Origin of the sequence: Microcoleus sp. B4-C1, assembly GCF_036705285.1 — a bacterium.
Classification (GTDB): domain Bacteria; phylum Cyanobacteriota; class Cyanobacteriia; order Cyanobacteriales; family Microcoleaceae; genus Microcoleus.
On the sequence record NZ_JAUBUC010000039.1, the window covers coordinates 21,839 to 43,425 of the forward strand.

The window sequence follows — 21,587 nt, forward strand, 5'->3', positions numbered from 1 at the left end:
TAGGGTTTGCGTCTAGGACTAGCTAAATTAGGCCAAATGTCCAATGACTAACAACAATATATCGCGTAGTATTATAAGTAAACTCTCTCTCTGAGTCGCAAAAATTAGCAAATGCGTACCCCAGCTAAAAAGAGATTGGTGGCTACTTCCGTAAATACACTTAATTATCTCCTCGTTTTGGGTACATTTACCCAATGATCCAATATTAGAGCTCGCAAAGTAGGAAATATTTATAATATTTAAACATCTTTATTGTAATTTTTAAATCAGCACAACTCAAAGTAACTATAGAGTAAAAGAATGAAACATTCAGTTCAAGTAGGAGAATCCAAAAGCACTAAATTGGTGAAATTCCTGCAATTGTTGTGGACAAAAATTATGGCAGCAGTCACCACAATACAAAAAGCAGAATCTAGAAAGCATTCTGAAAAAAAAATCAGCGTAGCGACGATCGCCCCTGGGAGTTTATTCTCAATTTTGATAATTGTACTGCTGGTGTTAAACGGGTGGCTCGTAGCTGGCAGCGGCGATAATTTCTATGCCCGCCAACTCGCCCTGGGATTTTTGGCAATAGCAAATATTGTCTTTTGGGCGGTATCGGCGGGTTCAAAAGCTTCTGCTGTCGCAGCCCAAAACGATCGCCCATCCAGCGAACCCAACGGGGGCGATCGCTTTTTTAGTCTCTCGCTAGATATGCTGTGCGTCATTAGTTTTGACGGTTATATAACACTCATCAACCCAGCAGCAGAAAAAATCCTCGGCTATTCCCCAGGAGAAATGATTGGCAAACTCTTCATTGAATTCGTGCATCCAGACGATCGCGAAACTGCTTTAAAAGAAGCTGAAAGTGTTGCTACGGGGAATAATACCGTTGGGTTTGAAAACCGCTGGCGCCGTCGCAACGGTTCTTACAAGTGGATAGCCTGGACTGCTACGGGTTTCTGCGACGAAGAATTGATCTATGGTGTCGGGCGCGACATTACCGCTCAAGAACAAGCAGAAGCAGCGCTGCAAGAAAGCCAGCGTTTTCTCGAACAAATTGCCAATGCTACTCCGAATATTCTCTATGTCTACGACGAGATCGAGCAGCGAAATGTGTACAACAACCGCGAAATCAATGTCGCGCTGGGCTATACCGTAGAAGAAGTTCAAAAAATGGGCAGCAGTCTGTTGCCTACCATTATCCACTCTGATGATTTAGCTAAATTTCCAGAATATTTGCAGCAATTGGAAACTGCTCCCGACGGCGAAGTTGGTGAGTACGAATACCGGGTGCGCGACAAAAATGGCTGTTGGCGCTGGCTAGTCAGCCGGGAAATTGTATTTAGCAGAACAGAGGAGGGAAAAATTAAGCAGCGTCTCGGTTCTGCTACGGACATTACAGAGCGAAAAATAGCAGAACAAGCTTTAGCAGAACAATTGAAACTTTCTTTATTCACAGCAGATGTGGGAATTGTTCTAACTCAAAATCAGGGTTTGCGTAGAACTTTGCAATATTGCGCCGATGCAGTTGTGCGCCATTTGGATGTTGCCTTTGCTCGGATTTGGACGTTGAATGAAGACGGAAATGTATTGCAACTGCAAGCAAGCGCGGGGATATATACTCATATTGACGGCGCTCACAGCCGCATTGCTGTCGGCGAGTTCAAGATTGGTTTAATCGCCCTGGAGCGACAACCTCACATCACTAATTCTGTGAAAGAAGATCCCCGAATCCAGGACAAAAAATGGGCCTCACGACAAGGAATGGTGGCTTTTGCTGGATATCCGCTAATTGTTGACAATCAGTTGCTGGGAGTAATAGCGATGTTTGCTCGCCAGGAGTTGAACGAATCAACGCTGATTGCTTTGGCATCAAGTGCCGATACGATCGCCCTGGGAATTAAGCGCAAACAAACAGAAGAAGCTCTCGCCAGACAACAGCAAACTTTGAGGGCAATTATTGACAACGCTCCGATCTGGGTATGGCTGACAAATGCTAGCGGGCGGATGTTATTAATTAACAAAACTTTCTGCGAAGATGTGGCTATACCTGAATCAAGATTTTTAGCAGCATCTCACTATTCCGAAGTTTTGGGATTAGAAGCATCTGCTAACTGCATGGCATCTGACGCGCAAGCGTGGAGCCAAGATATTCCCTGTTATGCTGAAGAAGTGCTGCAGCTTGCTGATGGTAAAGAACATTATTTGGAGACAATCAAAACTAAGGTTAAAGATGATTCTGGTAACGCGATCGGCTTAATTGGTTTGGGTTTGGACGTTACAAAACAAAAAGAAGCTCAAAGACAGTTGCAAAAGTCGGAAGCGAGATTCCGCAAATTAGCTGAGCAGGAAGCGCTGCTGAACCAGCTAGCTAGCAATATCCGCCAATCTCTGGATTTAGATACTATTTTGGCGACAACTGTGCAGCAAATTCGCGAGTTGCTCCTGCTCGATCGCTGTCAGTTTATCTGGTATTTACCCGACGCTTCGCCACCGGTTTGGGATGTGAGATACGAGGCAAAGAATGCCGATTTGCCCTCGCGTTTGGGTTTATATCCTGTCGAGCCAACTGCTTCTATCGGTGAGCGGATTGCCAATTTGGAAATAATTCGGATCGACGATGTTGAGGCATTAACCGATCCAGCCGAACGGGAATTTTTAATGTCTGTAGGGCTCAATTCTCTGCTGGACATTCCCCTTCAAACACAGTCGGGTCAAATTGGCACGCTCCTCTGCGGTGCTTGCAGCGGGGTGCGGCTGTGGAGAGACGAAGAAGTGGAACTGTTAATGGCAGTAGGAACTCAATTGGCGATCGCCATTAATCAAGCCGAACTTTACGAAAAATCTCGCCTCGCCGCCGCCGAATCAAAAGCAGCAGCAATGCAGCAAAAATTGCTCAACCAGCTAGGCAGTCAAATCCGCGCTTCTCTAGATTTAGATACTATCTTGGCAACAACTGTGCGGCAAATTCGCGACTTGCTGCAACTCGATCGCTGTCTGTTTATGTGGTATACGCCCGAGGCCGAGACGCCCGCTTGGGATGTCGTCCACGAAGCTAAAAATGATGACTTGCTCTCGCTTTTGGGTTATTACCCTGCTGAGGTAACGGGGACACTGGCGCAAAAGATAGCTAATTTGGAAATCTATCAAATAGATGATGTTGCAACTTTTAGCGATCCAGTAGAAAGGGAATTCTTTTTGCAGGTGGGTTACAAGTCTGTCTTGGATTTGCCGGTTAAGAGTGCAGGGGGTTTAACTGGAGTTGTTGGCTGCACTTCTTGCCGCGAGGTGCACAGGTGGACAAAAGACGAAGTGGAGTTGCTATCGGCAATTTGCGATCAATTGTCGATCGCCATCAGTCAATCTGAACTTTACACTAAAAGCGTCGATTCAGCTCGGATAGCGCAAGAACAAGCTGCAAAACTCGAAGTAACTCTGTGCGAACTTAAGCTTGCTCAAACCCAGCTCATTCAAGCAGAAAAAATGTCAAGTCTCGGTCAGATGGTAGCAGGAATCGCCCACGAAATCAATAACCCGGTCACATTTATTTTCGGCAATCTTACCTACACAGAAGAATACGCCAGAAACCTGATGAAACTGGTGCAAATGTATCGAGATGAATACCCGGAACCTTCTCCAGCGATTCAGGAGGAAATAGAAGTTTTAGAGCTGGATTTTGTGCTAGACGACTTGCCGAAAATGCTGTCTTCTATGCAGGTGGGAGCCACTCGCATCCGGGATATCGTGCGAAGTTTGCGAAATTTCTCTCGCCTCGATGAATCTGACATGAAAAAAGTTAACATTCACGAAGGCATCGACAGCACATTGATGATTTTAGAACACCGTCTGAAAGTTCAGCCGGATCGCCCAGCAATTCAACTTGTTAAAGAATACGGGCAATTGCCACGGGTGGAGTGCTACGCCGGACTATTGAATCAGGTGTTTATGAATATTATTGCTAACGCTATTGACGTGTTACAAGAACCGCTCGAAAATCCGGGAATTATCCGCATTCGTACAGAGGTAGAAGGTACTCTCGCTGTGATTAGAATTTCTGATAACGGTGCAGGGATGACAGAGCAAGTCAAGCAACGGATATTTGACCCGTTCTATACTACCAAACGGATCGGTTCAGGAACGGGGATGGGTTTAGCGATTTCCCATTCAATTATTGTAGAAAAACATAAAGGTGAAATTAAGTGTTTCTCTGTGGTAGGGAAAGGTACTGAATTTATAATCGAGATTCCGATTAAAAGAACAGAAAATTAAATTGGTTTTTCGGCCAAAATACTAAGGTGCATCACTTGGAAAGACCTGATTTTTTTGTACTAACCTTAAGACAGACGCACCCTACAGGCTACACACAGATAAAAGTTATTTTACCAGAAATTTGTCTGCTGCGTATTGCCCACCCTCCAACTAAAATTGATATGATATTAAAAATCTAAAATCTAAAATCTAAAATCTAAAATCTAAAATCTAAAATCTAAAGACGCACCCTACAGGCTACACACAGAGAAAAGTTATTTTACCAGAAATTTGTCTGCTGCGTATTGCGCCGCCTACAAGGAAAATTGATATGATATTAAAAATCTAAAATCTAAAATCTAAAATCTAAAATGGCCTTACCTCCCGGCAGTTTCGGTTTACCCCTAATTGGCGATACCATCAACTTTTTGCAAGATGCCCAATTCGCGAAAAAACGCCAGCAGCAGTACGGAAATATTTTCAAAACCAGCATTTTCGGACAGCCTACAGTTTTCATGTGCGGCCAAGAGGCTAATTTGTTTGTTTTAAGCAATGAAAACCAATATTTTGTTGTGACTTGGCCTCCCAGCACGAGAGCGCTTTTAGGGCCGCTTTCCTTGGCCCTGCAAACGGGTGCTAACCACCAAAATCGGCGCAAGTTGCTGTACCAAGCGTTTCAGCCGCGAGCGCTGGCTGGCTACATCGGCGGGATGGAAGATATCACTCAGCGCTATTTGGAAAAATGGGCCAAAATGGAAACGCTGACTTGGTATCCCGAACTGAGAAATTATACTTTTGATGTTGCGGGGAAGTTGTTAGTAGGGATTGATAATGGTTCGGAAACGGCGCTAGGACATTATTTTGAAACCTTCTCTGATGGTTTATTTTCTATTCCTTTAGATGTACCTTGGACTAAGTTTGGCAAAGCTAAAAATGGCAGAAAGCTGCTGTTGGCAGAACTTGAAAAGATTATTCGCGATCGCCAGCAAGGAACCCCTAGTGACAATGATGCTGTGAGTTTGCTGATTTCGGCTCGCGATGACGAGGGAAATAGTTTGAGTTTGGATGAGTTAAAAGATCAAGTGCTGTTGCTGCTGTTTGCGGGACACGAAACTTTAACTTCGGCGATCGCCTCTTTTTGTCTTCTCCTAGCTCAACATCCCGATGTGATGGCAAAAGTCCGCACCGAACAGCAGCAGTTCCCCGCTACGGAACCCCTAACCTTGGAACAACTCAAACAAATGACCTATTTAGAACAGGTGCTCCAAGAAGTGCTGCGTTTAGTTCCACCAGTGGGAGGTATTTTTCGGACAGTCATTAATGCTTGTGAGTTCGGCGGCTATGAAATTCCCAAGGGCTGGACTGTGCTTTCTCAGATAAATCAAACCCATCAGGATAGTCAACTTTATCCTGAACCCGATCGCTTCGATCCCGATCGATTTAACTCCGAGCGATCGGCAAAACCGTTCAGTTACGTGCCATTTGGTGGCGGTTTGCGAGAATGTTTGGGCAAAGAATTTGCTCGGTTAGAGATGAAGTTGTTTGCAGCAAAGATTGTTCGGGAGTTTGAATGGGAGCTTTTACCCGATCAAGATTTGAATTTAATCCGAGTACCGACTCCCCATCCCCGCGACGGTTTGCGAGTGAAATTTCGGCGAAACTATTCTTAAGAACAGGCAAGATGCCTGTTCCACAATCGGGTAAATTTTCTTGTGGGGGGTTGCTCTGAGCAACGCCCTGAAAGCCACAAGATGCCTGTTCCATAATCGGGTGAATTTTCTTGTGGGGAGTAGGGGTTGGGCTTCTAGCCCGCCCTGAAAGCCTTATTGAGAATGGTGCAACATTTCAGTTGAGATTGATATCTTGCACCATTCTCAATAAGCTTTTTATGAACAGGCTTTTCGGCCTGTTCCACAAAGAGTGAATTTTCTTGTGGAACAGGCCGAAAAGCCTGTTCTTGATAATGGTGCAATATCTCAGTCTCAATCAACATCCAATTGCATCGGCCCCAAATACTTAGTTAAATAAGGAGAAAAAACCTCATAAATCAGAGTCAATGGCTTCCCGTGATGCCAAAACAAATAGTGTCGGCCCCAAAAAGGCCCCGACTGTTCAAAAGCTGACTCCAAAGCCACCGAATTACCGCAATAAATGCCCTGCACATCGCGATACAATTCTGTCCGCAGCCTCGCTAAACTGGCCCAAATTGGCAAAGATTTATTTTGTAAATATTCGTCTACATGACTCGCTTCCCACCAAGAAGTCGCATAGGCCAAGCGCTGTCCCGAAGCAGTCCGCAGCCACACTTGGCGGCGCAGGCGCGGCCCCGGAACGGCGACAATTTGCTGGGGCGCGCCGTCTGCGTCTTCACCGACTAAGGACATATCGATCACATCTACTTCTGTTGGTTCCCCTGTCAGCAGTTGCAGGTGACGAGTGGGGGAACCGTCGCCCAAGAGCAGTATTTGCCATGCCGGTGCTAGCTGGGTGTGGGGTAAACCCTTCTGTACTGCGTCTTCTGCTCCTTGCCACAGGGGGTTGAGAGCGTGCCAGGTGCGGCTGTTTTTGGGTGTGAATGTTGCAGTCAAGGGTCTTTACAAAACTTAATTTTTTGTTTATTATAACGCTTCTTAAATTATCCACTCAAAAATCAAAAATTGATCGACCGAGGACGATCGCCCATAGGATATCCGGTTAAATAGTTATAATACTTCTGTTCGGGATTTTTCTTCTTCCTTCTTCCTTCTTCCTTCTTCCTTCTTCCTTCTTCCTTCTTCCTCCTTCCTTCTTCCTTCTTCCTTCTTCCTTCTTCCTTCTTCCTTCTTCCTTCTTCCTTCTTCCTTCTTCCTTCTTCCTTCCGCTATATGTTAAGAATAACCGAAATAAAACTCCCCCTCGATCATCCTCAAGATGCGATCGCCAGTGCCATTCTCAAAAAGCTGCAAATTCCCCCCGAAGAATTGCTCAGCTATTCCATCTTCAAGCGCAGCTACGATGCTCGTAAAAAAGCAGAAATCCTCCTTGTCTATATTGTGGACGTAGAGACGACACAGGAAAAGCAACTTTTGGCGCGCTTCAAAAAAGATCCTCATGTGATGGTGACACCCGACATTAATTATCGCTATGTAGCCAAAGCCCCCAGCAATTTGACGATTCGCCCCCTTGTGATTGGTACAGGGCCGTGCGGGATGTTTGCAGGTCTGATGCTGGCACAAATGGGGTTTCGTCCTATCCTTTTAGAACGCGGAAAAGCAGTGCGCGATCGCACGGTTGATACCTTTGGATTTTGGAAGAAAAAAGCAGAATTCAACCCAGAATCTAACGCCCAGTTTGGCGAAGGTGGCGCGGGTACTTTTTCCGATGGCAAACTCTACAGCCAAGTTAAAGATCCTCAGCATTATGGGCGGAAGGTGTTGATGGAACTTGTGAATGCAGGAGCTTCACCAGAAATTTTATATATTAATAAGCCGCATATTGGTACGTTCAAACTGGTGGGAATTGTCCAAAGCCTTCGCGCCCAAATTGAAGCATTAGGCGGAGAAATTCGGTTTCAAAGTCGTGTAGAAGATATCCACATCGAAAATGGAAAAGTGCAGGGACTTACCCTCGCCAGTGGAGAATATATTGCTAGTAATTATATAGTTCTGGCGGTGGGACACAGCGCCCGCGATACTTTTGAAATGTTGTTTTCGCGCGGGGTTTACATCGAGGCCAAACCTTTTTCTATTGGTTTTCGGGTGGAACATCCCCAAACTATCATCGATCGCTGTCGTTTTGGCGATCGCGCGGGCCATAAGCTTTTGGGTGCCGCCGATTACAAACTGGTTCACCATTGCCAAAACGGCCGTTCTGTGTACAGTTTCTGTATGTGTCCCGGTGGTTTGGTAGTGGCTGCTGCGTCAGAACCGGGGCGACTTGTCACTAATGGGATGAGTCAATATTCTCGCAATGAACGCAATGCTAACAGCGGAATTGTTGTCGGTATCACGCCGGAGGATTATCCGGGTCATCCCTTAGCCGGAATTGAGTTTCAGCGTCGCCTAGAAGAGCGGGCATTTGAGTTAGGAGGTGGCACTTATAACGCCCCTGGGCAGCTTGTGGGGGATTTTTTGGCGAATCGCCCTTCCACGGCGCTAGGCAGTGTGCAGCCGTCTTATACGCCGGGAGTTGTGATGACTGATTTGAGCGAAAGTTTGCCCGATTATGCGATCGCAGCTATCCGCGAAGCACTTCCGGCTTTTGACAAACAGATTAAAGGATTTGCGATGGATGATGCGGTTTTGACTGGGGTGGAAACGCGCACTTCTTCACCAATTCGGATTAAACGCAAGGAAGATTATCAGAGTTTGAATACAGAAGGTCTTTATCCTGCTGGGGAAGGTGCAGGATATGCGGGTGGAATCCTGTCGGCGGGGATTGATGGGATTAAGGTGGCGGAGGCGGTTGCTTTGAGCATCTTGCAATCTTCAAACCACAAAATTTGAGGCGGATCAACCAACTGCAAATTCGGTGTATTGTCGGACATGAGGTGCATGATACGCCAGCACAATTTCCTGGGATGGGACACCTCGTGCTACTAACTGATCGGCGATCGCTTCTTCAGTCCCGTCATGCTGCACCCAAATTTTCCCATCTTTAATATCTACATGAATCACACAGCCATAAATCCGAGTGCTACCGTTTTTCCAACCCACATTTACAAGTTGATAGCGATCCTTTACCAGATCGAAAATCGTCTCGCTGGAAACTGGATCGCTAGGCGATCGTCGCTGGGCTCGCTCAGTTAGCAATTCCTGAATATATTGACGATACAAACTTACTTTATCCATTGAGAAATCTCCTCTTTTTCGGTATCGTAAACTAAAAGCGGAATTTGATTGCGTTCAATCACCCTTTGAATAAAGGAGTATTTGAAAAATCTTTTGTAAATATCTAATGGAATTGCCAAGTAAAGAGTTCTATCGGGATCGTCATATTCTAATGCAATCCGATAGTTAATAAATTGTCCCACTGCGGTATGAAATTCAGAAATCGTCGATGGTGCCAAAAACGTTTTGATTTCAACCGCAATTTTTTCATTATCCTTTGTCGCTGCTAATAACTGTTCTGCACCCAGATCGATATAAAAATCAACAAATCCCAGATCGATATGATAAGGATCATGAGTAATTGTCCAATCCTGATTTTGGAGGGCAGTCTTGACGAGTTCATGAAACTTATCTTTAGCTGGCATATTTAAACGATGGCTAAGCCCGATCGAATTTCCGTATCGGTATACTCCGGCGTCCAGCCTTCTGTGGTGGTAAAATAGCGCACCGCTTTAATTTTCCGGGCTGCTGTCAAATAAAACCAGTGTTCTGTATTCGCGGGCACGTTGATAAATTCTTCCGGCTGCACTGTGAGTTCGACTTGGCTGCCGTCGGGCCGCACGAAGCCGAAAATGCCCTCGCCTGCTACGATATAGCGGACTTCATCATCGGCGTGGATGTGGCACTTGTTGAATTTGGACAGCATGGTGTCGAGGTTGGGAATGTCGGGGTGCAGTACGATTAAGTCGCGATCCTGATAGCCTGCACTTTCCGACAACTGTTGAAAGTAGCCGTCGAGGGCTTGCAACACTTGCTCTTTTTGATTGTCGTCAAGAGCATCTTTAGCTAACAAATTTTGAATTTCAGCGCTGCCACCCACGGGCCAGCGGTTGAGTTGAATGTTTAAGGGCGCGAGTTCACGCGCAATGTCGCTTTGTTGAGTGTAGGTTGTACCGTTTTCGAGTTGCAGGATAGCCATTTTTGCACGTTCCAATTTTTGGGTGAGGCGATACACTGGCACTGTGAAAGATGTTTGTCGATCGCGCCTGTACCAGAATCACAATTTTAACGCTAATTTGAACAGGACTTACAGGGAAGCCCAGAAACCGGGTTTTTTTTACGCAATACTTCGTTACACACCGTAAATTCGGTAAAAAACCCGGTTTCTTTGTCGGAGTGGGTCCAGGACTGATGAACAGTTCAATATTTGTCGCGATAATATTATAAGTCAGGCGCCAGCTAGCACCAGCAGCGATGGCATTACTGATATCTTAAATGTAACTTTTGCAACAACTATGCCTACTTATACGGGAATTTCTAGCGAAGCATTTCAGCATCCCCTCGATCGCCAAGCTGAGGAAGCGTTACGCAGCGTGCCTGGATTTGACTTAATTGCCAGCAAATTTGTAGAATTTATCTACGAACGACCGCAATTCGTTTACCTAATGGGAAATAGCATTCAAGTCGGGCCCCGCCAATATGCCAGCATTTATCATATATTTCGCGAGTGCGTGCAGGCTTTAGATGTTTTTCCCGAACCGGGTTTGTTTGTTTCTCAGAACCCCTCAGTTAACAGCTATGCCCTAGGAAAAAACCAGCCTTATGTAGTATTAAACACTGGTCTTTTAGACTTGTTGGACGAGGCGGAACTGCGGGTAGTCTTGGCTCACGAGTTGGGACACATTAAATGCGGTCATCCAACTTTAAATCAAATGGCGATGTGGGCGATGAGCGTGGCATCGACAATTGGGGAGATGACTTTCGGGCTGGGAAATATGGTCGGTAGCGGTTTAATTTTCGCTTTTTACGAGTGGCGCCGCAAGGCGGAATTATCGGCAGACCGGGCGGCTTTGTTGGTAACGGATGACTTAAACAGTGTGATGAAGACGATGATGAAACTTGCGGGAGTTAGCAGTAAATATGCTGACCAATGCAGTTTGCAAGAATTTATCCGCCAGTCTGACAACTATCAAGAGCTCGATCGAGACAATCTCAACCAAGTGTATAAATTTTTACTTTACAACGGCGGCCAGGGCGTGATGCTGAGTCACCCTTTCCCCGTCGAACGGCTGAGGTATTTGCGAGACTGGGCAAGTTCCGAGGAATACCGCCAAATTAAGTTGGGGAACTACAAGCGGGCTGTAGCTGAGGGTGCGGTTGATGTGAAGTCGCAAACGCCTAACAGCGAGACGGAGGCTTTGCGCCGTCAGATTGAAGAGTTGCAGCGGGAGATCGATCGGCAAAAATCAAAGCGAAACTAAGTTTCCTCGTCCCCAGGCTGAGCCTGGGGATGCAGATCCAGAGGCTCTGCCTCTTCTTCGCCAGGAGCAGCGAGGCAGAGCCTCTGGATCTCGGTTCCCAGGCAGAGCCTAGGAACCAGCTAACCAGCTAAACCAGCTAAATGTTTTGTTGAAGATTTACCGGATTTGAGGGAGGGGGAAACGTAAAAGGAAGGTAAACCAGTGAGAGACTTGCTCGCAACTGGCCTCCAATCTAAAAACTGTCCCCTCGTTTCGGAAATCTGTTTCTAAGGAGGTGTAGTTTAAATCAAGAGAAGCTTATAAATCAACGGGGCTAAAAAAAATGAATATTGATAACGCAATGAATACTAACAAGCCAACTTCTAATTTTTTCGGCAATGTGGGAAAAGTCGCGATCGCCCTGACTCTGCTAGCCGCCGGCATGGCATTTACAAATCCTGGGAGAGATCAATACCTAACTTATGCTTCCGGCGTACTCCAAAACGAGTTGGAAAACACTGTGTGCAAAGATTCTCGCGTGCCGAAAGCTTTGGGCGGCATTACAGATACTTTGATCGGCAGTTGCAAGAATTTGCTGACTTCGCAGCGGGGCACGATCGAAAGCTTGCTCGACAATACAACGCAGCGTCAGAATTTAGGCGTTGTCAGCATTTATACAACTGAACTGGGCAAAAAAAGCTATCAAACGGTTGGAGCTTTTGGTAATTTTGTGACGCTGCCACCTAGTTCTGAAAATGCTCAAAAGTAGAGTCAAATTAAGTTCAATTGCCGAAACCGGGTTTTTTAGAAAGCCCGGTTTTTGCTTAGGTAATTCTCTATCAGTAAATCTCAATAAATTCGGAGAGCGCAGCACATATTTTTAATGAGCCACGCTATTAGAGGCAAAATATTAAGTTTTCTTAAAGAAGAAAAGTTAGTGTCCCACTTAATATTAACATTAACGCTATAAAGTTTGATGTTTAACAAATAAGCAGATGGCAATGCAATTAAGTAAGGGTGAGAGATTTAATATCTCTAAAGAAGCGCCCGGTTTAAAAAAAATGGCGATCGCCCTCGGTTGGCAGGTGACAGAGGCAGGACAAAGCTACGATATTGATGTCTCTGCGTTTATGCTAGGTGCTGACGGCAAAATACCTAACGATAAATATTTGATCTTTTACAATAATTTGCAATCCTTTGACAGTTCGGTACTGCAATCGATTCCTGACAAAAACAACCGAAGTCAAGAAAATAAGACTATTTACGGCGTTATCTTAGAAAGAGTTAATCCTGAAATTGAGGAAATAACTTTTGTTGTGACTATTCACGAAGCAGATAAAATTAATGCAAATTTTAGCAATATCAAAAATGCTTTTATCAAAGTTTCCAATTTGGATACAAAAAGCGAACTTGTTCGGTATGAATTAAAAGAGAATTTTTCGCGAGAGACTGCTGTAGAATTTGGTCGTTTGTATAGAAAGAATGGAGAGTGGAGATTTCAGGCTGTAGGAGCAGGATATCAGGCAGGATTGCAGAGTTTTGTTGACAAGTATTGCAGCTAAAACATTAATAATATTTCTCCCATTACTCACGACTTGGCAGCGGGAACGACCGATGATTGGCCGTTTCCGGCTGGGGAGTGGGAGGTGGAGTCAGAACCGGAAGCGGAACAGTCTCGTCTGGAGCTTTTGGTAAATTTGTTACCTTGTTACCTAGTTCTGAAAATGCTCAAAAGTAGGGTCAAATTAAGTTCAATTGTAGAAACCGGTTGGGGCAGAAAGCCCGGTTTTCACTTAGGTAATTCTCTGTAAGTAAATCTCAATAAATTCAGATACAGGCAGCAGATATTTTTAATCAAGCCCGCGATTAGAGAAACTCTGTTAAATTTCATTAATTAAAAAACTTATTGTGCCACTTAACATTAAAATTAGGAGTATAAAATTTTAGGCTTAACAAATAAGCAGATGGTAATGCAATTAAGTAAGGGTGAGAGATTTAATCTTTCTAAAGACGCGCCCGGTTTAAAAAAAATGGCGATCGCCCTCGGTTGGCAGGTGACAGAGGCAGGACAAAGCTACGAGATTGATGTCTCTGCGTTTATGCTAGGTGCTGACGGCAAACTACCTAACGATAAATATTTTATCTTTTACAATAATCTGCAATCCTGTGACGGTTCGGTACTGCAATCGATTCCTGATAAAAACAACCGAGGTCAAGAGAATAAGAGTATTTACGGCGTTATTTTAGAGAAAATCAATCCTGAAATTGAGGAAATAACTTTTGCTGTCACTATTCACGAAGCAGATAAAATCAAGGCAAATTTTAGCAATATCAAAAATGCTTTTATCAAAATTACCAATTTGGATACGGGAAGCGAACTGGTTCGCTATGAATTAAAAGAGAATTTTTCGCGAGAGACTGCTGTAGAATTTGGTCGTTTGTATAAAAAGAATGGACAGTGGAGATTTCAGGCGGTAGGACAAGGATATGAGGCAGGATTGCAGAGTTTTGTTGACAAGTATCACAGCGGAAATAGCAATAATATTGCTCCCATTAGTAGGGAGTTGACAGCGGGAACAGCAGCAGATGATTTGCAGTTGCCTGCTTGGGATTTGGAGGTGGATTCAGAACCGGAAGCGGAACAGTCTCGTCAGACTCGAAGGGTACAGCCATCACGAATTAACAATCAAGTTAATAATAATTCGCGAAGCCGCAAAATACCCGCAGCTTTATTAGCAGGTTTAGGGGTTTTGGTGTTGGGAACAAGTGTAGGGACGATCGCCTTTATGCGATCGGCAAATGAAACGCTGAACCAAGCGAAAATACTGGCACTTGACACGCAGAATGCAGGAAAAGCCACCGATGTCAATTTGCTCAGAAGTTTGGATAAACGACTTAAAGAAACGATCGCCAATTTAGAGAAAATTCCTAACTTCCCCGGCTTTGGGTATCAGCAAGCTAGAGCAGATTTGCTGCAACTGCGCCCGATTTTGGTTCCAATAGCCCAAAACTTACAGGCGGCAGAAAGTCTAGCAACGGCTCAAAATTTGGCGATGGAAGCTGCTGTGGTTGTGCAAAAACCGCCTCATCCGATGGAAGTTTGGCAGCAGTCGCAAAGTAAATGGCAACAGGCGATCGCACTTTTAGAAGCGATAGATTCACGTACACCGGTTTATAATCTAGCTCAAAATAAGTTATCTAATTACCGAGCCAATCACGCTGTGATCAGTCAAAGAGTTGCGATCGCTCAAAAAGCTGCAAATTTCAGCAACCAAGGTTCTTTGAAAGTTCAAAAGGGAGATGTTCCGGGGGCGATCGCCAATTTTACTCAAGCTTTAGCGCTGAATCCGAACATACCTCAAGCTTACCTCGGATTGGGAATTGCTACTGGCCAACAGGGAAACAAGCAGCAGGCAATTTACAATTACGATCGAGCGCTGCAATTTAATCCTAACTTGGCAGAAGCTTATTTCGGTCGCGGTCAAGCATACTATGAATTGGGAAACAAGCAAAAGGCGATCGGGGATTATGAAGAAGCTATTCGCGTTAATCCTAATTATGGTTTGGCTTATTTGGAACGAGGTGCTATTCGCTGTATGTTGGGAACAAAATCGCCAGCAGTAGCAGACTTTCAACAAGCGGGAGAACTTTTCTTAAAGCAGGGAGACGGCAAGAATTACCAATTAGCACAAAGCTTTATTAATGATTGTCAAGAACCGAGTGCAGAGGCTGCAATCTGCGATTATCGAAGGAACATAGATTCCTTCGGCAGACCCTGCGGTCGCTCTGTTAATGTTCCGATTATAATTAGAAGAAAATCCGCGACTGCTACCTCAAACTCTGAGTCTACTGCTGTTAAAAGCAATAGCAGCGTTGAAAAAATCTCGCCTGCATATTCTGATAGCAGCAGCACAAGAACTCGCAGCAGGAGAAGAAGTAAAAGGTAAACGGCTGTTGCATTAGTTAATAGATGACAAAATTTGCTGGTAAGCATCGATAGTTTGTTGGGCGATCGCCTCCCAGTTATAATGCTTTTTGGCATACTCTTGGCCGTTCAATCCCCGCCGTTGACGCTCCTGTGGATTGAGAAGTGCTGATTTGATTGAATTGGCGATCGCCCCTATTTCCAAAGGTTCTACCCAGCCAGCTTCTGCTTGCTGTATGTCTTCCGCAATATGTATGCGATCGGAAATGGCGACAGGTACACCCGCAGCCATCGCTTCGGCTACAGCAATGCCAAAGTTTTCGTAATAAGAAGGCAATACAAATAAGTCGGCTTTTGTCAATAGTTCAACTTTTAAATCACCGCTCACAAAGCCAGTTATTGTTGTGTATTTTGCTAAGCTTGAATTCTGAATTTGTACTTTAATTTGTGTTTCATACTCAGCATCTTGGGGATTTGAACCAGCTAAAATAAAGTGAAACTCTATGCCCAATGCCAAAATACTTTCTAAGGCTGGAATTAACAAATCAAGCCCTTTTTTAGGTTCAATTCGCGACATAAATAAGATAATTGGCACTTCAGATTCCCGCAATCTCTTAGGAAACAAACCTGCTGTCACCCCCAATGGAATCACCAAATCCCGTGGCACAGGCATCTTGCCTGTGGAGTCCAAATCCCGTGGCACAGGCATCTTGCCTGTGAAATCCAAATCCCGTGGCACAGGCATCTTGCCTGTGAAGTCCAAATCCCGTGGCACAGGCAAGATGCCTGTGAAGTCCAAATCCCGTGGCACAGGCATCTTGCCTGTGAAGTCCAAATCCCGTGGCACAGGCATCTTGCCTGTGCTACCCAAACCAAATCTTTCTGAGATTTTAGCCTCTTCTTTACTTGTGAAATGAATTGCAGCAGCACCTGCTAAATTAGGGCGTTCTAAAAGCGTGGCATAAATCTGTTTCAAGCGCTTTTTTTTCTGCAAATCGGCAGGGTCAAGCATACCGCAGGGACGCATAATATATGGCAAATGATGATATCTTGCAATTGTAGCCGCGAGGGTAGTTACTGGTGAGAAAAGAGCGTGAATGTGAGCCAAGTCAAACTGTCGCGCGTTTTCATTTAACCACTGCAATAACGAGAGAGAAAACTTATATCTACGAAACGGAGAACAGCGGAAATAAATAATTTGATAACCGCTTTGTTTTATTGGTTGATTTAAAGGAACATCTAAAGGAAGTTGACCGATATCTCCGTTAGAATCTGTGGTGATAATTGTGACATCGATGCCTTGGGAAGCGAGGGCCGCAGAAAGTCCGAGTACCATTTGACTCGGCCCGCCGTAGACGAGGGAAATTGAGGGGATAATTTGGAGAATTCGCATGGTTAGCACTTGGTGTTAGCTGAGGTAGCTGGTTGTGTTATTATAGAAAGAATTGCAAAATTTGCACGTTATACTAATTTAGGCGATCGGAGGCAAGTTATGCTGATTGGATTCAGCGTCGGCAACTACAAATCTTTTAAAGAAACTGTCACCCTCAGCCTGGTAGCTTCGTCAATTACTGAGGAAGACAAAGAGCTGGATGAAAATAATGTATTCCCAATTAATGATAAGTTAAGCTTACTCAAAAGTGCTGCTATTTATGGAGCTAACGCCAGTGGTAAGAGCAACATTGTTGCTGCTATTAACTTTATGAAATGGTTTGTCCTAAACTCATCCAAAGAAACGCAAGTTTCAGAGGCGATCGATATTGAAGCATTTAGGCTAAGTACGGAGACAGAAAAAGAGCCGTCTTTCTTTGAAATCGTTTTTCTACTAGAAGACAAAACTTTTAGGTACGGTTTTGAGGTGAACGCGCGGGAAGTTGTTTCTGAGTGGCTATTTCAATCTGATGACAGTGAAGAAAAAATGCTTTTTGAACGGGATTTTGATAATTATATATTAGATGATTTCCCAGAGGGACAAGGAATTATCGATAAAACCCGAAGTAATGCTTTATTTCTTTCTGTAGTCGCACAATTTAATGGTAAAATTTCTGGTAAAATATTGCGGTGGTTCAGTAAAACTTTGCAATTGATATCAGGCTTGGAAGATAGAGAATACCGCAAGCAAACCTTGGAGTCTTTGGAGAATGCTGGGCACAGACACGATATTATTGAATTTATCAAAAAATTAGACTTAGGTATTTTAGGTATTGATGAGATCAAGATTAATATTCCACCTCCTGTATTTTTTATTTCTAATAATACAGAAAAATACGGTGGCTCCTACGGTAATTTATACCCTAACTCTGAAACCAAAACTACGGTGCACGTGCACACACTTCACCCAAAATATGATGCTGACGGTAAGCAGACTTCTAAGGTACTATTCGATATCGAAAAGCATGAATCCGAGGGAACAAACAAACTGTTTGCATTAGCAGGGCTGCTTCTCGATACTTTGAGGACAGGAAAGATTTTATTCATAGATGAACTTGATGCCCGACTGCATCCGCTGATTACTCGCGAATTAATCTGCTTATTCAATTCTAACGAGACTAATCCGCACAACGCACAGCTTATATTCACGACACACGACACAAACTTACTCAGCAGCAAGACTTTTCGCAAGGATCAAATATGGTTTACCGAAAAGGACAACAAGGGCGCTACTGATTTGTATTCTTTGGTAGAGTATAAAGTAGGAAAAGATGCCTCACTTGAGCGCGATTACATTATGGGTAAGTATGGAGCTATCCCTTTTATTGGTAATTTCAAAGAACTAATAGGTGAACTTCATGAATAAAAAAAGTTCGTCTAGAAAAACAAATATTGATTACTACAATAGAAAGGTTAAAACTAGAAGATGGTTTTTAATCGTGTGCGAAGGTGAGAAAACAGAACCCAACTATTTTAGAAGTTTCCCGGTAGACACAAAGGTAATTAAGCTGGATATCAAAGGAGAAGGAAAAAATACGAAGAGTTTAGTAGAAAAAGCTATTGAGTTAAAAAACGACACAGAATCCGACGAAAAAGACCGATTTTGGTGCGTGTTCGATCGCGATAAAAACCCTAAAAATCCTAACGACTCGCAAAATTTTAATTCAGCCATAACTCTTGCAAGAAATAACGGCATTGACGTAGCTTATTCAAATGATGCTTTTGAATTGTGGTATTTGCTGCACTTCGATTTTTATAATACGGGAATTTCTCGCCAGCGTTATCAAAATATGCTAACCAATAAATTGGGACACGAGTATAAGAAAAACAGCAAGACGATTTATGAGGAACTAAAAGACAAACAGCAAGATGCAATTAAACACGCAAAACGGCTTTTAATTGAATACGACCGCCCCAACCCTGAAAGTGATAATCCTTCAACAACAGTACATTTGCTAGTCGAAGAACTTAACAGTTTTATTCCTGATTGATGAAGGAGAAAGTCGTAGAAACCGGGTTTATAGCCGCCCCATGCGTAAGCCCTGCAACTTTCGTAGACGAGAGAAATTGAGGGGATAATTTGGAGAATCCGCATCAGGGATAGTTATTTAAATCAACATATCAACATTTCCCATTACAAATTTAATTATCTATCTGCAAAAGGCTGCCCCTCTAGCTGTTCAGCTTCCTCTCTCTTTGTTGCTGTAATCTGGGTATTGTGAGCCATTTTCTTGGAAAATTCATACATCTCACTGGCTTTGGCTTCCGCCGCTTTCACAATTTCCAGGATTTCCAGGAGTTGGCTTTCATCAGGTAATTGTTTCATGGCAATACTTCTAATTTCTCAACTACGTTTTTTATCATAACTTTAGTTTCTGGAGCCATCTTTAGCAAGGCTGCTAAATAATCTCCTGCTTTTTGAACATCTTCATCGGGCACACCAGCCATCAATACATTGCCCACAATGTGCTCTGCTTGTAAGCGAGTACCTGCTACGTTGAATTGAAAATTGGTGATGGAAGAAAAGTATTGCATCAGTATTTCATTCTGGGGAAAAAGAGACATGGCTCTTCTAAGTGCAAAAAGTCCCTGCGTTGCTTGGCGCTCGCTATCGTCTAATACCTGGTAGAGTTCGTTAACCAAAGAGCGTATGTCGGGAGGAATAGACATTTACTACAGTTTTTATTTAACACTTGCATTATAGCTAAAAGTTACAACAATTCTTTGTAGAATTCCAATAACTGCTCAGCTAAAGCTTTATTGGTATAATTGCTCATCGCTCTATGATAACCCCGATCGCCCAAATCGGCCGCCAACTCCCGCCGCTTCATCAATTTCTCCAAACATTCTCGCAAAACCCCTGCATTTCCTTCTGGGAATAATAAGCCCGCATCGCCGATGACGTGGGGAATTTCCCCGCAGTCGGAACCAATCACCGGAATTTTACAGGCCATCGCTTCAATTAAAACGTGACCAAATTGTTCTTTCCAGCCCACCGTGGTCAAAGTTTTGAATTTATAGCTGGTTTGCGAAGGCAATACCAAACAGTTCATTAAGTTAATGTAAGGGGGAATTTCTTCGTGGGAAACGCTTTCTACCCAGATTATTCGATCGCTGATTCCCCATTCAATACATTTTTCGGCGAGGTGCGTCCGCAATTTTCCTTGTCCTACTAACAGCCACTTCCAAGAGCTTTTTTTCAACCCTGCCAAGGCTTCAGCTAAAGTCAACAGTCCTTTTTCTTCGACAAATCGCCCTACAAATCCTACCACAAAATCGGTCGGTTTAATACCGAACCTGCGCGATAAATCAGCGTCTTTACCAGTGGGGCGAAACAAAGTTTCATCTACTCCGAGTTGCGGCATTACTTTTACCGCACCTTCATAGCCCCGCTGCCGCAAAATTTTAGCTCCATCTAAGTTACCTGCAATAATTCCGTCGGTGTGCTGAAGATTGTAATTTTCTAAGACTGAAACCGGCCAATTCAATTGATAAGGCAGATTCCACCAAGTAAATAATATATTTTTTGCTTCCAGTTTTAGCAGTTTATTTAGTAAAATTAACTGAGCGCAAGCAATAGATTTTGAACCTTGTTCAACTTGAATTATCTGCGGTTTAATTTTCTGCAGAACTCCAATTAAATCTGTACCAAAAGTTAGCAATCCTTGATTGTTTTGACTAAAGTTGGAGACTGGGACTACTTTAAATGAGCCTTTTTGATAAAATTTCGTTTCTATAATTTTATTTTGTATGCCTCCGGGTTTCCAACGCTGCGGCACTACAACTGTTACTTCAATATCGGGTTCTAGGTTGGCTAATATCTTGAATTTTTCCCGATTAATGTCCACAATATAGGTGTGACTAGCCACGAGAATTCTCATTTATTGGGAAGGGCGAATGGAGAATAGGTAATTATTGATCGTTAATCTGGTCTTGATGGCTATAACTTTGTCCATCATTCCACAGAGATTGAATTAGTGTATTTATAGCACTGAGAAAACCCAGGATATAAAAAGCAAATCTAGTTATAATTTTAATAGGCGAGGCGCTTTTATAACAAGGTGGATTTCCCAAAACGTGGCAGTCAAAGAGTTTGGCGAAAAATCGCAGGCATTGAAAGGCTGTTAAATTTTTCAATCCCATGAGGAAATGGTTGTGATAAAATGTGACTTGATACTCGATCGATCGCGTACTGACATCGTGACACCCGCCGCTCTCTTCCCCCAAGTGAACTAAACACGCATTGGGATCGTACCAAATTTTCATGCCAGTCGATCGCAATCTCAAACAAAAATCCGACTCCTCCCGCACCGCACTCCCTGCAAACCGCTCGTCAAACCTCAGCCCGCACTCGGCAAAAACCTGTCGGCGAAATGACATATTACAGCCTCTAGCCGAGAGCACCTGCTGCGGTTTTACTGTATGCACCAAATCCATAAAATACCAGGCAATGCCTGGATCCATAGCTTCTGAGGGCAAATATTCGATCGCCAAATCGCCTCCAGAATTATCGAGTTTCATTCTGTCAAAAACCCTGCCCGCCACACATCCCACATCGGGTTTTTCTAAATAATTGTCAGCGTGAGCCGCCAAAAAACCATCTGGCAATTGTACATCATCATCAATAAATAAAATAATTTCTCCAACTGCGCGCCGCACTGCATAATTTCGAGCCGCCGGTAAACTCGCCCAATCTACTCTAAACCAGCGAATTTGGCCAGCATTTGCCAATTCCTCTAAATAAACTTGAGTTTCCGATTCGTGGGTGCGAGTTTGATCAATTACCAGCACTTCAAAATTCGGGTAATTTTGCCTAATCGCATCAGCCAATGTCTCTCGCAGAGGTTGCTCGCGGTTGTAGGTAGGTATCACAACAGAAATCATCATCACACAATTGAGTGAAAATAAAGTTAAGGGTAGGCAGGATGCCTGCCCCCCTCGTTATTTTTGGAG

At 43.8% G+C, this 21,587-nt stretch carries 18 protein-coding genes; 9 read left to right on the forward strand and 9 right to left on the reverse strand.

All coding sequences use genetic code 11. From position 1 onward, the window contains the following. Nucleotides 1–300: 300 nt before the first annotated feature. On the forward strand, nucleotides 301–4,251 hold the full coding sequence (locus QUB26_RS16910) for a GAF domain-containing protein (protein ID WP_333318928.1): 3,951 nt from the start codon (nucleotides 301–303) through the stop codon (nucleotides 4,249–4,251). 350 nt (nucleotides 4,252–4,601) lie between these two features. Continuing rightward, nucleotides 4,602–5,900, forward strand: a complete 1,299-nt coding sequence (locus QUB26_RS16915) for a cytochrome P450 (RefSeq protein ID WP_333318930.1) — start codon at nucleotides 4,602–4,604, stop codon at nucleotides 5,898–5,900. Between the two features lie 312 nt (nucleotides 5,901–6,212). Here the strand turns inward: QUB26_RS16915 and QUB26_RS16920 are convergent, their stop codons facing one another. Beyond that, nucleotides 6,213–6,818, reverse strand: coding sequence for a chorismate lyase (locus QUB26_RS16920; protein WP_333318932.1), 606 nt, complete (start codon nucleotides 6,816–6,818; stop codon nucleotides 6,213–6,215). Nucleotides 6,819–7,094: 276 nt separating this feature from the next. Between QUB26_RS16920 and QUB26_RS16925 the strand changes: the two genes are divergently transcribed. Next, nucleotides 7,095–8,714 carry an NAD(P)/FAD-dependent oxidoreductase gene (locus QUB26_RS16925; RefSeq protein WP_333318934.1) on the forward strand — a complete coding sequence of 540 codons (1,620 nt, stop codon included), beginning with the start codon at nucleotides 7,095–7,097 and terminating at the stop codon, nucleotides 8,712–8,714. 6 nt (nucleotides 8,715–8,720) lie between these two features. Here the strand turns inward: QUB26_RS16925 and QUB26_RS16930 are convergent, their stop codons facing one another. The 3 genes from QUB26_RS16930 to QUB26_RS16940 are packed head-to-tail and all read right to left on the reverse strand — an operon-like array spanning nucleotide 8,721 to nucleotide 10,017. Next, nucleotides 8,721–9,059 (reverse strand): XisI protein, encoded by a 339-nt coding sequence (locus tag QUB26_RS16930; protein WP_333318937.1) that lies wholly within the window; start codon nucleotides 9,057–9,059, stop codon nucleotides 8,721–8,723. Beyond that, nucleotides 9,047–9,463, reverse strand: coding sequence for a XisH family protein (locus QUB26_RS16935; protein ID WP_333318939.1), 417 nt, complete (start codon nucleotides 9,461–9,463; stop codon nucleotides 9,047–9,049). Before QUB26_RS16935 ends, QUB26_RS16930 begins: the two co-directional genes overlap by 13 nt. Nucleotides 9,464–9,465: 2 nt before the next feature. Continuing rightward, nucleotides 9,466–10,017: an acireductone dioxygenase gene (locus QUB26_RS16940; protein WP_333318941.1), complete on the reverse strand. Its 552-nt coding sequence runs from the start codon at nucleotides 10,015–10,017 to the stop codon at nucleotides 9,466–9,468. Between the two features lie 316 nt (nucleotides 10,018–10,333). Here QUB26_RS16940 and QUB26_RS16945 point away from each other — a divergent pair, with 316 nt between their 5' ends. The 4 genes from QUB26_RS16945 (at nucleotide 10,334) to QUB26_RS16960 (ending at nucleotide 15,225) form a co-directional block, all read left to right on the forward strand. Continuing rightward, complete coding sequence (locus QUB26_RS16945) at nucleotides 10,334–11,299, forward strand: M48 family metallopeptidase (RefSeq protein WP_333202267.1); 966 nt, start codon at nucleotides 10,334–10,336, stop codon at nucleotides 11,297–11,299. A 322-nt stretch (nucleotides 11,300–11,621) separates the two neighbouring features. Beyond that, nucleotides 11,622–12,047 carry a DUF4359 domain-containing protein gene (locus tag QUB26_RS16950; RefSeq protein WP_333242602.1) on the forward strand — a complete coding sequence of 142 codons (426 nt, stop codon included), beginning with the start codon at nucleotides 11,622–11,624 and terminating at the stop codon, nucleotides 12,045–12,047. Between the two features lie 232 nt (nucleotides 12,048–12,279). Then, nucleotides 12,280–12,840, forward strand: coding sequence for a TerD family protein (locus QUB26_RS16955; RefSeq protein ID WP_333242605.1), 561 nt, complete (start codon nucleotides 12,280–12,282; stop codon nucleotides 12,838–12,840). 408 nt (nucleotides 12,841–13,248) lie between these two features. Continuing rightward, nucleotides 13,249–15,225 (forward strand): TerD family protein, encoded by a 1,977-nt coding sequence (locus tag QUB26_RS16960; RefSeq protein WP_333242609.1) that lies wholly within the window; start codon nucleotides 13,249–13,251, stop codon nucleotides 15,223–15,225. Between the two features lie 12 nt (nucleotides 15,226–15,237). On the opposite strand, the gene QUB26_RS16965 is transcribed toward QUB26_RS16960, so the two are convergent. Next, nucleotides 15,238–16,596 carry a glycosyltransferase gene (locus tag QUB26_RS16965; protein WP_333242612.1) on the reverse strand — a complete coding sequence of 453 codons (1,359 nt, stop codon included), beginning with the start codon at nucleotides 16,594–16,596 and terminating at the stop codon, nucleotides 15,238–15,240. Nucleotides 16,597–16,608: 12 nt separating this feature from the next. Between QUB26_RS16965 and QUB26_RS16970 the strand changes: the two genes are divergently transcribed. Both QUB26_RS16970 and QUB26_RS16975 read left to right on the forward strand, forming a co-directional pair. Beyond that, nucleotides 16,609–18,000, forward strand: a complete 1,392-nt coding sequence (locus tag QUB26_RS16970; protein WP_333242615.1) for an ATP-binding protein — start codon at nucleotides 16,609–16,611, stop codon at nucleotides 17,998–18,000. Further along, the gene (locus QUB26_RS16975) at nucleotides 17,993–18,625 is read left to right on the forward strand and encodes an RloB family protein (RefSeq protein WP_333242618.1); all 633 of its coding nucleotides are present in this window, start codon (nucleotides 17,993–17,995) and stop codon (nucleotides 18,623–18,625) included. The genes QUB26_RS16970 and QUB26_RS16975 overlap by 8 nt, the downstream gene beginning before the upstream one ends. A 155-nt stretch (nucleotides 18,626–18,780) precedes the next feature. On the opposite strand, the gene QUB26_RS16980 is transcribed toward QUB26_RS16975, so the two are convergent. From QUB26_RS16980 to hpsN, 4 genes are read right to left on the reverse strand one after another with little or no spacing between them, the layout of a single operon-like run. Then, nucleotides 18,781–18,960, reverse strand: coding sequence for a hypothetical protein (locus QUB26_RS16980; RefSeq protein WP_333242621.1), 180 nt, complete (start codon nucleotides 18,958–18,960; stop codon nucleotides 18,781–18,783). Beyond that, nucleotides 18,957–19,304 (reverse strand): hypothetical protein, encoded by a 348-nt coding sequence (locus QUB26_RS16985; RefSeq protein WP_333242623.1) that lies wholly within the window; start codon nucleotides 19,302–19,304, stop codon nucleotides 18,957–18,959. Before QUB26_RS16985 ends, QUB26_RS16980 begins: the two co-directional genes overlap by 4 nt. A 41-nt stretch (nucleotides 19,305–19,345) precedes the next feature. Then, entirely contained in the window at nucleotides 19,346–20,515 is a 1,170-nt protein-coding gene (gene hpsO, locus QUB26_RS16990) for a hormogonium polysaccharide biosynthesis glycosyltransferase HpsO (RefSeq protein WP_333242626.1), read from the reverse strand. A 31-nt stretch (nucleotides 20,516–20,546) separates the two neighbouring features. Further along, a complete protein-coding gene (gene hpsN / locus QUB26_RS16995; protein ID WP_333242630.1) occupies nucleotides 20,547–21,521 on the reverse strand; it encodes a hormogonium polysaccharide biosynthesis glycosyltransferase HpsN in 975 nt (324 codons plus the stop codon). Nucleotides 21,522–21,587: the final 66 nt, after the last annotated feature.

Bases quoted from the DNA above. Each gene is read 5' to 3' on its own strand.
- QUB26_RS16910 (WP_333318928.1), top strand. From the start codon at position 301: ATGAAACATTCAGTTCAAGTAGGAGAATCCAAAAGCACTAAATTGGTG.
- QUB26_RS16915 (WP_333318930.1), top strand. From the start codon at position 4,602: ATGGCCTTACCTCCCGGCAGTTTCGGTTTACCCCTAATTGGCGATACC.
- QUB26_RS16925 (WP_333318934.1), top strand. From the start codon at position 7,095: ATGTTAAGAATAACCGAAATAAAACTCCCCCTCGATCATCCTCAAGAT.
- QUB26_RS16930 (WP_333318937.1), bottom strand. From the start codon at position 9,059: ATGGATAAAGTAAGTTTGTATCGTCAATATATTCAGGAATTGCTAACT.
- QUB26_RS16935 (WP_333318939.1), bottom strand. From the start codon at position 9,463: ATGCCAGCTAAAGATAAGTTTCATGAACTCGTCAAGACTGCCCTCCAA.
- QUB26_RS16940 (WP_333318941.1), bottom strand. From the start codon at position 10,017: ATGGCTATCCTGCAACTCGAAAACGGTACAACCTACACTCAACAAAGC.
- QUB26_RS16945 (WP_333202267.1), top strand. From the start codon at position 10,334: ATGCCTACTTATACGGGAATTTCTAGCGAAGCATTTCAGCATCCCCTC.
- QUB26_RS16950 (WP_333242602.1), top strand. From the start codon at position 11,622: ATGAATATTGATAACGCAATGAATACTAACAAGCCAACTTCTAATTTT.
- QUB26_RS16955 (WP_333242605.1), top strand. From the start codon at position 12,280: ATGCAATTAAGTAAGGGTGAGAGATTTAATATCTCTAAAGAAGCGCCC.
- QUB26_RS16960 (WP_333242609.1), top strand. From the start codon at position 13,249: ATGCAATTAAGTAAGGGTGAGAGATTTAATCTTTCTAAAGACGCGCCC.
- QUB26_RS16965 (WP_333242612.1), bottom strand. From the start codon at position 16,596: ATGCGAATTCTCCAAATTATCCCCTCAATTTCCCTCGTCTACGGCGGG.
- QUB26_RS16975 (WP_333242618.1), top strand. From the start codon at position 17,993: ATGAATAAAAAAAGTTCGTCTAGAAAAACAAATATTGATTACTACAAT.
- QUB26_RS16980 (WP_333242621.1), bottom strand. From the start codon at position 18,960: ATGAAACAATTACCTGATGAAAGCCAACTCCTGGAAATCCTGGAAATT.
- QUB26_RS16985 (WP_333242623.1), bottom strand. From the start codon at position 19,304: ATGTCTATTCCTCCCGACATACGCTCTTTGGTTAACGAACTCTACCAG.
- hpsO (WP_333242626.1), bottom strand. From the start codon at position 20,515: ATGAGAATTCTCGTGGCTAGTCACACCTATATTGTGGACATTAATCGG.
- hpsN (WP_333242630.1), bottom strand. From the start codon at position 21,521: ATGATGATTTCTGTTGTGATACCTACCTACAACCGCGAGCAACCTCTG.